The sequence below is a fragment of the Chryseobacterium sp. SC28 genome, from assembly GCF_003932955.1.
Lineage (GTDB): Bacteria > Bacteroidota > Bacteroidia > Flavobacteriales > Weeksellaceae > Epilithonimonas.
Genome location: NZ_QOVY01000001.1, coordinates 69,224 through 81,774 on the forward strand (window position 1 = coordinate 69,224; position 12,551 = coordinate 81,774).

A 12,551-nucleotide genomic window follows, 5' to 3' on the forward strand; every position below is an offset into this window, starting at 1 on the left:
AAATTACAGCTAAAAATGAAATTCCTAAAATACTGTCTGTTAGCAAGTTTACTCATCTTTACAATAAGCTGCAAAAAAACCAAAGTCGATGGCACCAACCGGATGAGCTTCCAAGAAAGTATCAACGATATGGCTTCCAGCTTACCCACTTTGAAACAAGTAAAATTCAATGAGGCTCTGTACATCCTGAAAACCTTCGGTGTAGAAGCGGATGGCGACGTTGCAGAAATCGCCGCGCTCGGTAAACTTCTGCACGGAAAAACCACTCAGGAAATACTGGCCATGGCAGACGAAGTTGCCCGGAAAAACGGCATTGCGTGGAGTAGCACGGCACCGCCAAGCCTGGGGCAAATGAATATTTTCGGAAACGATACCGCTACCGAAAAAGACGTGAACGACATCGATGCTGCCGGATTGAACATCGTGATCCGAAATATTGCCGGCGACAGTTTGACAGGTCCCAAAGGATTGATCGTCATTCCTCAACTGATTGATAACAATGGAAGAAAAGTGGACTTTGAAGGCGCGGCTTTGGAAACCATTTTGGAAGTTTCCAGCGGAGGAACCAAAATCGCAACCTTCAAAAATCTAATGCAAGATAATGCATTCCGAGGATTTACTATCAGATATGCTTCGCTGCCAAAAGATAAAATCTTTGAAGATAAAATCGATATTAAATTGTCTGTAAAAACGACCAAAAAGCTTTTGCAAATGACCAAAATGGGAGTTCCGGTGAATGCGAATGCGCTGTACAGCCCGCCGGCTCCGCAAGTGGTAGATTCCTTGCAGGTAGCGCAGCCGGAAGTGGATCCCGACACCGGAGAAATCATTGCGCCGCCGGCGCCAAAGCCATCCAATCCGGATCCTAAGACGACGGTAAGCAAATTTCTCAACAACCTTTCCAGCCAGAATTTCAAAGCGGCTTATGATATGGCCGAAAATCCTAATTGGGGCTCGTACGACAAATTCGCAAATCCCAATTCCGGTTTCGGATCTGTGAAGAAAATTGTCGTTAAAAACATTACCGTGCCCTACAACAAAGATAATTCTGCGAATGTAAACGTTACCTATGAGGTGACAGACAAAAACGGAAAAGTCAACTCCTTGAATGTGACCTACGGCCTGAAAGCCGTGAACAACAATTGGAAAATCACAACCTACAAAATCAACAATCCTTAATAACAATGGCGCCTGCAGAACTCATCCAAAAACTTGAAAATACGATAGAGACCATCCCCGACTTTCCGCAGCCCGGAATTCTTTTCAAAGATATCTGCCCCATTTTCCTGCAACCCAAGCTGTATGAAGAAGTGATTGCAGATCTCGCTGCGTTCAGCCGGGGCAAAGTGGATGTCGTTTGCGGCATAGAGAGCCGCGGCTACTTGTTCGGGATCGCTATCGCTATTGCACTGGACGTTCCTTTTGTCTTAATCAGAAAAGCAGGAAAGTTGCCGCCACCCTTCATCGGCGAAAAATACGACTTGGAATATGGCTCTGCAGAAATCGAAATGAAAACGAATCATCTGAAAGCCGGTCAACGCGTCCTGATCCACGATGATCTGCTGGCTACAGGCGGCACCACGGAAGCCGCGGCCAAATTGGTATCCAAGCAAGGTGCAACACCCGCACAATTCAGTTTTTTGATCAACTTAAAAGATCTGAACGGCGAAGAGCGACTCAAAAAATTTGGAGCAGAAGTCTATTCTATTCTTAATTATTAAATAAAAATTTCATCCCAATAAAGAAGTATTTGCAAATCAAAAGGAAAGCACTAAATTTGCAGTTCATTACTAAAAAAATTATGGCAAAAAGACCTAACAACAAAAAACAACAAGAGGGCAAAGAAACGGTAGAATTCTTCAAAGACCTTGATAAAGAAGCACTTAGCATCGAGGGATTTTTAGAAAAAAATGCAAGAGCGCTCAGCATTGGTTTCGGTATTTTGGTGGTAGCAGTTTTAGGCTGGTTCGGTTATCAGCAGTTCATCCTCGGTCCCAAAAATGAAGAGGCGACGAAGAGCTATCTCTCTGCCCAGAAAAACTTGGCAGAAGGCAAAGAAGATCTTGCTTTGGGCGGAAAATCTGTTGCAAACCCCGGATTCTTGGGAACTTATGAACAATATGGCGATACAAAGGCCGGCAAATTAGCCGCTTACAACGCGGGATTAATTGAGTTCAAAAGAGGAAATTATCAAAAAGCTTATGATCTTTTAGACAAATTCAGTTCGGGCAACAAAGTTTTGATGGCGCTTAAATATGGTGCGATGGCAGACTGTCTTGCTAATCTCAACAAAAGCGAGGATGCGCTGGCAATGGCAGCCAGAGCGGCTTCTGCGTCGGATGATGCTTACACAACGTACTATTTCACAAAGAAAGCGGGAATGCTGGCTCTTGCACTTAAGAAAAATGCCGATGCCAAAAAATATTTCGCCACGATCGACGAGAAATATCAGGATTACGACAACGGCCAGTCCGACGCCTTTATAGAAATGACCAAATATTATTAAAAAATGGCAACTGTAAATCTTTCAGATTACAAACCGCTCAACATATCCAATGCCGATGAATATTCAATCGGCATTGTTGTTTCTGAGTGGAACGACTTCATTACCCACAACCTGCGGGATGGCGCTCTCGAAACGCTGAAAGCCGAAGGAATCCGGGAGGAAAATATCCACATTTATTACGTTCCCGGTGCATTTGAATTGAGTTTTGCCACGATGAAGCTGTGCCGCTCCGGCAGATTTGCCGCAGTAATTGCCATAGGGAACGTCATCCGCGGAGAAACCCCTCATTTCGACTATATTTGTTCCGGCGTTGCGCAAGGCATCAAAGACTGCAATATTCTGACGGAAACCCCGGCCATCTTTTGTGTTTTGACGGATGACAACAAAGAGCAATCCCTTGAAAGAAGTGGCGGCCGGCTTGGCAACAAAGGTGTAGAAGCAGCCATCACGGCACTCAAAATGATCGACTTCAACAAAAAGTCCATTTAATATGCCCTCTTCTTTTCAACTAAAAATATAAGTTTTTTTTCAAAGCTCGAAAATTGAATTGGGGATTTTTGCCATAGCACTGCAAGATCCATCTGCCTTATGCCTCTGGATTGCACAAATCCTCTCGTGTGGTGCAGCAGTAATCTGCGATCTGATTTTTTAAATCAAACCTTATTATTAATGTAACCCTCAGTAGCATTCAGTTTTGGAGTAATCACAGCAGGATTTCCCACAGCAATAGAATTATCGGGAACATCGGTATTCACATAAGCGTTCGGAGCAATTAGGACATTATTCCCAATTGTAATTTTACCCACTATCACAGCGTTTGGACCAATCCAGACTTCGTTGCCGATGACCGGGACACCTTCATTTTTCCCACGGTTAGCCTGCGCGATGGTTACGCCTTGCGCAATGTTGCAGTTTTTGCCAATCTTAGCTTTCGGATTGATGACGAGCGCGCCCCAATGCCCGAGATAAAGACCTTCGCCAATCTCCGTTTCCGGATAGATCTGAAAACCGTATTTGATTTGATAATGGCGGAGAATCAGGCGGTAGAATTTGCCTGTTAATGAGGATTTCGGATGTTTCTGAGCATTCCGAAGCCAGTAAATATAATGCAGATTGGGACTGAAACACTTTTTCAACATTTGAAAATGCGATAGGTATTTTCCGCTTTCTCTGTAAAAATCTTTTTGAAGAATGCTGTAAGCCATTTTGTAAAATTAGGAATTTGAAATTATAATCTGTGATAAATTTAATTGCGGAAAAAGTACTCTCGCAGATTAATTTTGATCTAACATCTAAACTCTAATATCTAATCTCTTGCTAAAGATTATCAATGATTTCCATAATCTTAAGGACAGAATTTTTCAGGTTGAAAGGCATTTCGTAATTCTCAAGATTTTCCTGATACATTTGGAAATATTCCGGATTGGTCAAGGCTTTTTTCATTCCGAGATAAATTCCTTCTTCGGAGTTTTCCGTAATCAAACCTAATTTTCCATTTTCCAACAGTTCTGCCACGCCGGAAACGTCGGTTGCTATGATGTTTTTTTTCAAAGCAATAGCTTCGAATAAAACGGTTGGGAACCCTTCGTAGCGGGAGCTGAGAATATAAAAATCCGCCGCTTTGAAGTATGGATAAGGATTGTCTGTAAAGCCCAACATTGTAGCAGTGTCATCAACGCCCAATTCAGTTTTCAATTTCTTTATGTTTTCGAAATCATAGCCGTCGCCCACGATCAGAACTTTGTGCCGGAAACCTTCATCCAAAAGTCTTTTGTGAACTTTCAACAATCGGTCAAATCCTTTCTGCGGAAAAACGGTTCCTACGGAAATGAACGTCGGAACCGTTCTATCGAATTGATAATTAAGAACAGGTTTTTTAGATTTTGTAAGAATCTCATTAGTGTCCAGAGGATTATAAATTCTTACGATTTTATTTTTTTCGATTTCAGTTTTTGCTAAATCCAGGAATGTCTGCTGAATTTTCTCAGAGATCACCATCACTTTATCATAAAGGAAAAAATGTCTGATCTTTTCCGGCGTATATCCGCTGACTTGCGTTAGATCGTTGTGGATCCACATCAGTTTTTTAGAAGATTTCAGCGGACTGTTTAAGATTTCATCCTGGAAACCGTGGATGGCGGCAAACTCGATGTCGTAAACTTTGTTTTTGAGTTTTCTTTTGTAAAGAATTTTCGGATATTTTTTCAGAAGATTTTGATAGACTACGCGGTATATTTTTTTAGGAATGTCTTTGGGGCGGTTGGTAGTGATCATCTCGCCGCGGTTCAGGTACATCACGTTGACCCAATTCGGAACATCAGTCAGATATTTACCCGAATATAAATTTAATAAAAGATCAATTTCGTATTTGTCTTCTGGAAGATTTTTGAGAAGAGTCACCAGCACTTTTTCTGCGCCGCCGTGGCGAAGAGAACCAATTCTGATAAGGATCTTCTTTTTCAAACAAAGTGGTTTTTAAAATTCCAGAATCCCCGCTCCCCAGGAATAGCCCACGCCGAAACCTGCCACCAGCACTTTGAAACCCGCTTTTATTTTGCCCTGATTCAGTGCTAACTTCAATGCAATCGGGATGCTTGCTGAAACTGTATTGCCGATGTCTTGCATTTCCAAAAAGAATTTTTCCTCCGGGATGTTACACAGCGTCTTGAGATAATTCAACATATAAGAACTCGCTTGGTGGAAAACAAAAAGATCGATATCTTCCAGTCTGAGTTTGTTTTTAGCCAGCGTCTCAGAAATCAATCCGGGAACATTTTCTAGTGCAAATGTAAAAATTTTTGGACCTTTCATAAAAAGCACGGGCTTCTCCGAACTGTTTCTCGAAGCACCATTTTCTACAATCAAATTGTTGTATCCGGAGCCATCGGTACCCACAACGAACTGAAAATCTGCCTTGGAATCGTCTTTTTCTATGATGGTTACAGCGGCGCCATCGCCAAAGATGCTTCTGTTGGACTTGTCATTTTTGTCCAAATATTTGGTATAAGTATCAGAGGTAACCAATAAAATATTTTTCGCTAAACCAATAGCAATCAATCCTTTAGCCAAGGTCAGTCCGTACACAAATCCAGAGCAACCGAGGTTAAAATCCAATGCGCCAATGTTTTTTTGAAGACCCAACCTGTCCTGCAGAAGGCAAGCGGTGGTGGGAAGAAAATAATCCGGACTCTGCGTGCAGAACAAGATAAAATCTATCTTGCTCCGGTCGTAATTTGCAAAAAGATTTTCACAAGCCTCGACGGCCAAATCCAGTGCAGTTTGCGACGGATCTACAAAATGTCTGGAATCTACGCCTATTTTGGATTTGATTTTTTCTGCATTCCACTCCGGGAATTCATTGGCAATATCGTCGTTGGTTAATATATTGTTTGGCAAATAGAAATCTATTGCCGCGATTTTGATCATGCGAACGCGGGATAATTTCCACAAAGATAAGCATCTTAAAATAAAATACTCTGCAAAGCATAGGGACGATCGCATAAAAACTTGCTCCTGTACGCCGTTTATTTGACAGGTTTATATTGGTGCGGCAGATTTTTTTTGATATAATGGTCCAACTCAGCCCGGTTCTTTTCCAGCTCCCGCGGATAGAGTGTGTTGGCCCGGAGGGCTTTGTCGCCATATTCTTCTATACTGCAAATGTATCGGGCAGGAGTGCCGGCATAGACCGAATTGTCGGGCATCGAGGAATTAAGAACCGATCCTGCGCCGAGGATGCAATTGTTTCCCATTTGCGAGCCCGGCAAAAAGATGCAATTATTGCCTACAAAACAATTCGCTCCGATTTTGATTCTGCCGAAGTTGCGGGCATCGGCATATTTTTCCATATTACGAATGACGTACATTGCGCCATCGTGATTGATGAAGGTGCAGCCGGCCGTAATTTTGGTGCGGTCGCCGATTTCTATCAAATATGGTTCGGAACCGAAAGAAGGTGCCTCTACGAAAATGACGCCCTTCCCTACTTTCATTCCTCTCGCTTTACAAATTTCGATGTAAGCTTTTTTGTAAATCAAATTCCCTATCGTATGGATTTTCAGAATTAATCTGTAAATAAAATTCATCTTTTAGTTTTTTGCTAAGTTAGTGATGATCTGCTCCACCGCATCGAAGATTTTTTGGTTGTCAAAAAGATCTTCCGCTTTTTCAAGATTTTTACCAAGATGCTGAATTAAATCTTTATTCGTAAGGAATTCCTTCATACCATTGTATATTTCTTGCGAATCGTAATTGATCAAATAACCGTTTTCTTTGTGCTCAATCATTTCAGGAATGCCGCCAACAGCGGTGGCTAAGATTGGTTTTTGAAGAATCAATGCCTCTGCAACAATAAGTGGCCAGCCCTCCGACTCGGATGGCATTATGAAAAAATCGGCGTTCTTGACGTACGGATAAGGATTGAGGAGCGAGCCCAGCAGAATAAACGATTTTTCGACATTTAGATCGTTGATTAGATTTTCGAGGTTTTCTTTTTCCTCGCCGTCGCCGATGATGAAAATCTTGTGCAGGAAGCCGTCCTTAATCAACTCCGAATGCACCTCGGTCAACTTTCGAAATCCCTTTCTGGAGTGTAGCCTTCCGACTGCGACAAAAACGGGATCTGCCGTTGCGAAGTCCGGAACAAATTCTGCCGCTTTTTGTTTGACCTCATCGATTGGAATTGCATTTAGGATTACCTGATTTTCAGGGAGTTCCAAATCGGGATAAGTCTTGGTCAAAATATCCTTGGTCTGCTGCGAGCCAAAAATGAAATAATCAAACTGAGGAATTTGGTTCAGAATTTGGGGAACAGCAGGCTGTAGTTTCGGAAAGGTGATATCGGAATGGAACCAACCTATTTTCTTAGACTTTCTGTTGGAACTGTTGAGAACCGGCGCGAAATCGGCATAAGTGGAAGCGATTTCTATATCATATTCTTTATCCAGATAGAATCTGTCCGAGATTTTTTGAAAACGGTCGAAAAATCTGATTTTCAAGTTTCTCAACACCAGTTGGATCTTATGGAGCACCGGGTTTTTAGAAAAATCCTCTCTTCCGCTATTCATTTTCAAATACCGGACGTACTTAGGAATCTGATTCCGAAGTTCACCTTGATAAAGACTGACGAGGAAGCTGATGTCAAATTTATCCTTATTCAGATTTTCCAAAAGACTCAGGATGACTTTTTCTACGCCGCCCATTTCCATCGAGCGGTGGCGGAAAAGCACATTTATTTTACGGTTCATTCAATTTTTTCAGAAAATTCGCAAACAAATATAAGCATTATCGTGGCCAATCCGCGCTGTCACTCCAGTTGGCAACCCAGATTTCTGTATTGAACTTTAAACTGATCTACCCATTTTTCAAATTCCGCGAAGTTGATTTTTTCTGCAACAAAGGATTTCAAATAATCCAGCGAGAAATCTTTAGGAAAATTTTGCATCGCATCAAAATCGTCATTTAGCCAAGCTTCGTTGATCAGATAATTAAATTGATTGACGTCGAAGTCGAAACCATATTCGTGGTAAGCGTTGGTTGCGGAGGATTGGAAAGTGGTTTTCATCGCTTCTGCTTTCAGTCTGGAGATGAAATTCGGATTGTTTTTGTGCTTTTTGTAAACTAACGAAGCATTGACGAGCTGTCTTTTTTCGTCCACTTTGCCATCCATTGTTTTCCAGATTTCCAGCCAATATTCTTTGTTGAAAAAGCCCATCAATATGGAGTTCAGCGCCCAGTATTTTCTTTGGGTGTAATTATCTACCAATCCTAATTTGTACAGAACGGAGAAGAATTTGAAGTGATTGTAGAAAAAGGCTTCCATAAGTTTTTTGGGCAAGAAGATCAAATCTTTGGGCTGCGCAGATTCTATATTTTCACTGATAGATTTCAGATGCAGATCTTGGCGCTCTTCTAAATTTCCAAGCCAGCCGAGTTTCAGCAGATGAATATCGAGTTGCTCTGCTTGAGCAGCAAGTTCATTCAGATTTAGAGGCTGTGTAAACCAGACATCATCTTCGGTGACGATTACATATTTGGACGACTTTTGGACATTTTGGTACCAGAATTTTGTCGGGATTTTCATACCATCAATAGGTTTTCCGGAGGCTAAATTTTCAGCAATAGCTTGGCTTTTACTTTCATAATTATCAGACAGAAGAACCTTCACATTGGGATATTTTGTCCGGATTTTATCAAGATATTTCTTTGGCGTGCCATCATCCAGAATTTTAATTGTAAAATCCCCCGTAATATTTTTAAAGATCGAGGCAACACATCTGTCGAGATAAAATGCGCGGTTGAAAGATTTGATAAAGATCTCTGTCATCTCAATTTTCTTTGAAGTTTTTTAAAGAAAGAGTTTTGTTTTTGGTAGATAAATGTGGCCAGATTATCGATCTCTTCTACATTTTTGCCATATATTTTTGTGATGTTTCGGCGTCTTAAAGTTTCTTCCAAAACCCTATTCCAAGCCGCATATCTCTGAACAGTCTTGTTTTGGTCGCGCGAAAGTCCCTTGGAATGAAGTCTGTAGAACAACAGCGGTTTTTTAATAAATTTAAAATCTCCAAATTCGTACAATTTTAAATAAAGCTCCTGATCTTCCGCAATCCTGTAATGTGGACTTATTTTACTGGTTTTCAGATAAATATCTCTTCTAAATGTGAAAAAATGATTCGCGGTAAAGAAGATATTCAGAAAAAGTGGATCGCCGTTTTTGATCTGGTAAGAATCTCGGAATTTTCTAATTATTTTTAAAGATGAGTCGCAAACCCAAAATTGTGAATAAGTTGCCACGGTTTTTTCCGAGTAGCTTGCGATAGAAATTTCGATGGCGTCTGGTGTCAAAACATCATCCGGGTCCACAAAACCGCAGATTTCTCCTTTGGCAAGCTCAATTAACTTTCCTTTGGTAAAACCCACGCCTTCGTTTTTTTCATTTCTGAAAACCCGGAACCGGGAATCATTTTTTACCAAATCGGAGACTTTTTCAAATGAACCATCCGTAGAACAATCATCTACAATGACTACTTCAAAATTGTCATAAGTTTGATTCAAAATGCTTTGGTAGCAATCCAAAAAGAAGTCGTAATTGTTGTAATGGGCAATAAGCAAAGAAAACCGCATACTAAAAATAATCACAAACTTAATAAAATTTTTTATCGTGTTAGAAGAAAAAATAAACAGAGAGCGTCCAAGTTCTCCTTTGTTAACAGAAGTTTATTGCAGGCAGAAATCCAATGGTTTGAAGCTGGGGATTTTTTTATGAACCAGCATCGTCTTGATAATGAAAAGAAACGGTTTCAAAATTTGTACAATCATAAATGCCTTCGGGAAAGTCTTTTTTTATTTTGAAGCCTACAAAAAACTCCGGAGCCAAAATTCTGTTGGCCGTCTTGCTAAGATAAGCCGCCCACCAGCTGAACGTGCTGTTGGAAATAATGAGGGCAGAAGCATTCATCAGAAGCTGAAAATCTATGATCTCGCTTTCTGAAAAAAAATCGATATTGTCCAAAAAACCAAATCGCCGTGTGGCCATCTCTCTGTCATCCGTTACGACTATTATCTTGTAAGAATCCAGATTGTCAAATTTTTTAATGGCATTTTTATAATAAGCTATGGGTAAAACTAGATTTTTGCCGCCAAGGCTTGCGTTGCCCCAATTGACATAATCTCCCAATCTGCAGTGAATGGCTAATATTTTGTTTTCTTCAAAAAGTTTTCCATATTTTTCCTCAAATTCGACTTTGTATTTTGCTTTGATTTTGAGCTTTTGTTTGATCACATCTTCCTGTCCTTCAAAAAAAATTAACGATTGGAAATAGCCTTCTAAAAAAATATTTTGCTCTATTCCTTTCTTTACGTCTTGGACAGGTTCAAAATCATATTGAGAATAGATTTTCTTAGGAAACAGCCCTTTTAATCGATGAATTATTTTGCGGACATATTTTGAATCTTTTGCCGAAATTTTTTCAAAATATTTCTGAAAACCGGGATCCCAGCCATAAACGAAAACAGGTGTTTTATATTTTTTTTTTAATGTTAAATACATCGCATATTGAAAAAGATTGTTACCAATTCTTCCTTTCAGTTTGATAAATTTCATGACTTGAATTTATAATAGACATTGTAGGCATGGCTTATCATCAACCGGTAATAATACTTACAAGAACTAATGATAAGGTAATATTTAATATTGAAACGGCTTGTTTGTTTGGTCACAAAACTCAACATCGACCGATTGCTTTTTCTCACGTATAGGGCGTCTCCCCAAAAATTTCCAGTAACGAAAGTTTCTTTTCTTACAAATCCCCGCTGGAGCAGAAATCGATCCAGCTCTTTTAGAAGAGTACCGTTCTTATAAAGTTCTTTCAGGTTAATTTCCGTCATTATGAAGTCGAAATTTTCCAGTAGGTTGCCAAAACTTTTTAATGCAGGCAGTTCGTAACCCTGCAAATCGAGATTGACTAATTTGTACCCGGATAATGAAATTTGGTTTTCCTGGAAATAATCTTCAAGCCTTCTTCCAATCACTTTCTGAGTTTTTACCACCGTGGTTTTGTGGAATTTCTGAGTAAGAGCAGGCTCGAGTATTGATGAACTTTGATCAAAATCCGTAATGTTGAAGATGATTTCTTCCTTGTCTTTTTCAGAGATCATAATATTATGAATCTGGCTGTTCATCTCATAGTTTTCAAGTTTGGTTTTCAAACCATCGATAAGCCCGGCATTGCCCTCCACCCAGATGACGTCGGTAATGCCATTGGCGCCATAGTCATCCGCTTCTTCGGCAAGGTGCGCTCCCAAGTGAAGAATTTTGGTGGGGAAATTGGGGTATTTATTCTTTAAATGTGAGAATGATAGGAGCATAATATTATTTTTTTTGCGCAGCGATACAATTGCAATTCATGAAAATTTCCAAGGAGACCTGATATTTTGCTATTTCAACAAGCGACGCATCGTTAATTCGGTCAATTTGTTGTGTAGCACTTACTCACCAATAGCATCCGCCTTCAATTTTTTTATAGTTTTCGGGGATTTCGTCAGCGTAAATCCAATGATCACCCTTGTTTTTTCTCAGATCTCTGTAATGTTGCCAATCTTCCCATCTTTTCCCCTTGATTCCAAATAGAAGTTGGGTCACGCCGCCCAAGTGGATGGCCTGTTTGCCCATTTCTTTGACAAAAGAAGCCAGCGGAAAACCGTATGCCCCGCAACCGATAATCGCAATGTCAAAATCCGTTTTTAAAATCTGATCTTTCATCGAATCTAATGCATCAAACCAAGTTTTGAAATCCGATTTTTGTCCCGCGATGGTCTGTACGGCTTTGATGGTCTTTAGATCAAAATCCGGAAGAATCTTTGGATTTTTGTAAAGAAAATCTTTCTGTGCAAACTGGCGCCGGATAGATTCCTCAAAAGGGTGCACCACAAGAACTTTTTTGCCTTTCAATTCATAAGACCAAGGATCGTCGTAGAACCAAGGTTCCAGTTCTCTTATTTTGCACAAGACGGTATTTTGAGGTATGATCTTATCAAAATGGAACTCGGTTTCATTCCAAATCCCTAAAACATCTAAATTTGTCATCGACTGATGGTATTCATCGACGAATTTTTCTGTTTTGGAATAATCTTTCGGAAAAAAACCGGCGTTCATGCAGAGCTGGGAAAGAAACTGCTCATCATCTTTCCAAAAAACGTTGATGGAACCGGTTAAGGTCTTTGCAATTCCTGAAAGATCCGAACCAATCATTTTTTGTAAAGATTGATTTACTAAAAATCTGGTCTCGATGCTGCCTAGTCTTGCCACCATACAAGGTTTTCCATGCTTTATCATTTTCGATATCAGCAGGTTTGTATCTCCGTTTTTGTCACGATCCATAACACGATCAAATCGGTTTTTATTATGAAGAAGTGGAACCGTTCTTTTCGCGAGCCGATGCAGATAATGGTAGTTTTGGGCCGTGATCATTTGTGTTTTATTACAGCAAATATAAAGTTAATGCCTGATTTTATTTCTATTTTTGCCTAAATTTAATAAAATAAA

14 protein-coding genes are annotated in these 12,551 nt (G+C 40.1%); 4 read left to right on the forward strand and 10 right to left on the reverse strand.

All coding sequences use genetic code 11. From position 1 onward, the window contains the following. Positions 1-15: 15 nt before the first annotated feature. The 4 genes from DTW91_RS00325 to ribH all read left to right on the forward strand — a co-directional run bounded on the left by DTW91_RS00325 (position 16) and on the right by ribH (position 2,995). Positions 16-1,179 carry an NTF2-like N-terminal transpeptidase domain-containing protein gene (locus DTW91_RS00325; RefSeq protein ID WP_125201429.1) on the forward strand — a complete coding sequence of 388 codons (1,164 nt, stop codon included), beginning with the start codon at positions 16-18 and terminating at the stop codon, positions 1,177-1,179. A gap of 5 nt (positions 1,180-1,184) precedes the next feature. Continuing rightward, positions 1,185-1,721 carry an adenine phosphoribosyltransferase gene (locus DTW91_RS00330; RefSeq protein WP_125201430.1) on the forward strand — a complete coding sequence of 179 codons (537 nt, stop codon included), beginning with the start codon at positions 1,185-1,187 and terminating at the stop codon, positions 1,719-1,721. Positions 1,722-1,801: 80 nt separating this feature from the next. Next, positions 1,802-2,506 carry a tetratricopeptide repeat protein gene (locus tag DTW91_RS00335; RefSeq protein ID WP_125201431.1) on the forward strand — a complete coding sequence of 235 codons (705 nt, stop codon included), beginning with the start codon at positions 1,802-1,804 and terminating at the stop codon, positions 2,504-2,506. A 3-nt stretch (positions 2,507-2,509) separates the two neighbouring features. Next, complete coding sequence (gene ribH, locus DTW91_RS00340; RefSeq protein WP_125201432.1) at positions 2,510-2,995, forward strand: 6,7-dimethyl-8-ribityllumazine synthase; 486 nt, start codon at positions 2,510-2,512, stop codon at positions 2,993-2,995. A 164-nt stretch (positions 2,996-3,159) separates the two neighbouring features. On the opposite strand, the gene DTW91_RS00345 is transcribed toward ribH, so the two are convergent. The 10 genes from DTW91_RS00345 to DTW91_RS00390 all read right to left on the reverse strand — a co-directional run bounded on the left by DTW91_RS00345 (position 3,160) and on the right by DTW91_RS00390 (position 12,476). Then, complete coding sequence (locus tag DTW91_RS00345; RefSeq protein WP_125201433.1) at positions 3,160-3,711, reverse strand: serine acetyltransferase; 552 nt, start codon at positions 3,709-3,711, stop codon at positions 3,160-3,162. Positions 3,712-3,823: 112 nt separating this feature from the next. Next, entirely contained in the window at positions 3,824-4,969 is a 1,146-nt protein-coding gene (locus DTW91_RS00350) for a glycosyltransferase (protein WP_125201434.1), read from the reverse strand. Between the two features lie 12 nt (positions 4,970-4,981). After that, positions 4,982-5,932 carry a 3-oxoacyl-ACP synthase III family protein gene (locus tag DTW91_RS00355; RefSeq protein WP_125201435.1) on the reverse strand — a complete coding sequence of 317 codons (951 nt, stop codon included), beginning with the start codon at positions 5,930-5,932 and terminating at the stop codon, positions 4,982-4,984. A gap of 98 nt (positions 5,933-6,030) precedes the next feature. Continuing rightward, the gene (locus DTW91_RS00360) at positions 6,031-6,591 is read right to left on the reverse strand and encodes an acyltransferase (protein WP_125201436.1); all 561 of its coding nucleotides are present in this window, start codon (positions 6,589-6,591) and stop codon (positions 6,031-6,033) included. A gap of 3 nt (positions 6,592-6,594) precedes the next feature. Then, positions 6,595-7,752, reverse strand: a complete 1,158-nt coding sequence (locus DTW91_RS00365) for a glycosyltransferase (RefSeq protein WP_125201437.1) — start codon at positions 7,750-7,752, stop codon at positions 6,595-6,597. A 59-nt stretch (positions 7,753-7,811) separates the two neighbouring features. Continuing rightward, positions 7,812-8,831, reverse strand: a complete 1,020-nt coding sequence (locus DTW91_RS00370) for a glycosyltransferase (RefSeq protein WP_125201438.1) — start codon at positions 8,829-8,831, stop codon at positions 7,812-7,814. Next, positions 8,828-9,631, reverse strand: a complete 804-nt coding sequence (locus tag DTW91_RS00375) for a glycosyltransferase family 2 protein (protein WP_125201439.1) — start codon at positions 9,629-9,631, stop codon at positions 8,828-8,830. The genes DTW91_RS00370 and DTW91_RS00375 overlap by 4 nt, the downstream gene beginning before the upstream one ends. Positions 9,632-9,767: 136 nt before the next feature. Then, positions 9,768-10,610 (reverse strand): alpha-1,2-fucosyltransferase, encoded by an 843-nt coding sequence (locus DTW91_RS00380; protein ID WP_125201440.1) that lies wholly within the window; start codon positions 10,608-10,610, stop codon positions 9,768-9,770. Next, positions 10,607-11,374, reverse strand: a complete 768-nt coding sequence (locus tag DTW91_RS00385) for an FkbM family methyltransferase (RefSeq protein ID WP_125201441.1) — start codon at positions 11,372-11,374, stop codon at positions 10,607-10,609. Before DTW91_RS00385 ends, DTW91_RS00380 begins: the two co-directional genes overlap by 4 nt. Before the next feature lie 124 nt (positions 11,375-11,498). Then, a complete protein-coding gene (locus tag DTW91_RS00390) occupies positions 11,499-12,476 on the reverse strand; it encodes a hypothetical protein (protein WP_125201442.1) in 978 nt (325 codons plus the stop codon). Positions 12,477-12,551: the final 75 nt, after the last annotated feature.

Coding starts and splice junctions, on each gene's coding strand:
- DTW91_RS00325 (WP_125201429.1), top strand. CDS start 16: ATGAAATTCCTAAAATACTGTCTGTTAGCAAGTTTACTCATCTTTACA.
- DTW91_RS00330 (WP_125201430.1), top strand. CDS start 1,185: ATGGCGCCTGCAGAACTCATCCAAAAACTTGAAAATACGATAGAGACC.
- DTW91_RS00335 (WP_125201431.1), top strand. CDS start 1,802: ATGGCAAAAAGACCTAACAACAAAAAACAACAAGAGGGCAAAGAAACG.
- ribH (WP_125201432.1), top strand. CDS start 2,510: ATGGCAACTGTAAATCTTTCAGATTACAAACCGCTCAACATATCCAAT.
- DTW91_RS00345 (WP_125201433.1), bottom strand. CDS start 3,711: ATGGCTTACAGCATTCTTCAAAAAGATTTTTACAGAGAAAGCGGAAAA.
- DTW91_RS00355 (WP_125201435.1), bottom strand. CDS start 5,932: ATGATCAAAATCGCGGCAATAGATTTCTATTTGCCAAACAATATATTA.
- DTW91_RS00360 (WP_125201436.1), bottom strand. CDS start 6,591: ATGAATTTTATTTACAGATTAATTCTGAAAATCCATACGATAGGGAAT.
- DTW91_RS00365 (WP_125201437.1), bottom strand. CDS start 7,752: ATGAACCGTAAAATAAATGTGCTTTTCCGCCACCGCTCGATGGAAATG.
- DTW91_RS00370 (WP_125201438.1), bottom strand. CDS start 8,831: ATGACAGAGATCTTTATCAAATCTTTCAACCGCGCATTTTATCTCGAC.
- DTW91_RS00375 (WP_125201439.1), bottom strand. CDS start 9,631: ATGCGGTTTTCTTTGCTTATTGCCCATTACAACAATTACGACTTCTTT.
- DTW91_RS00380 (WP_125201440.1), bottom strand. CDS start 10,610: ATGAAATTTATCAAACTGAAAGGAAGAATTGGTAACAATCTTTTTCAA.
- DTW91_RS00385 (WP_125201441.1), bottom strand. CDS start 11,374: ATGCTCCTATCATTCTCACATTTAAAGAATAAATACCCCAATTTCCCC.
- DTW91_RS00390 (WP_125201442.1), bottom strand. CDS start 12,476: ATGATCACGGCCCAAAACTACCATTATCTGCATCGGCTCGCGAAAAGA.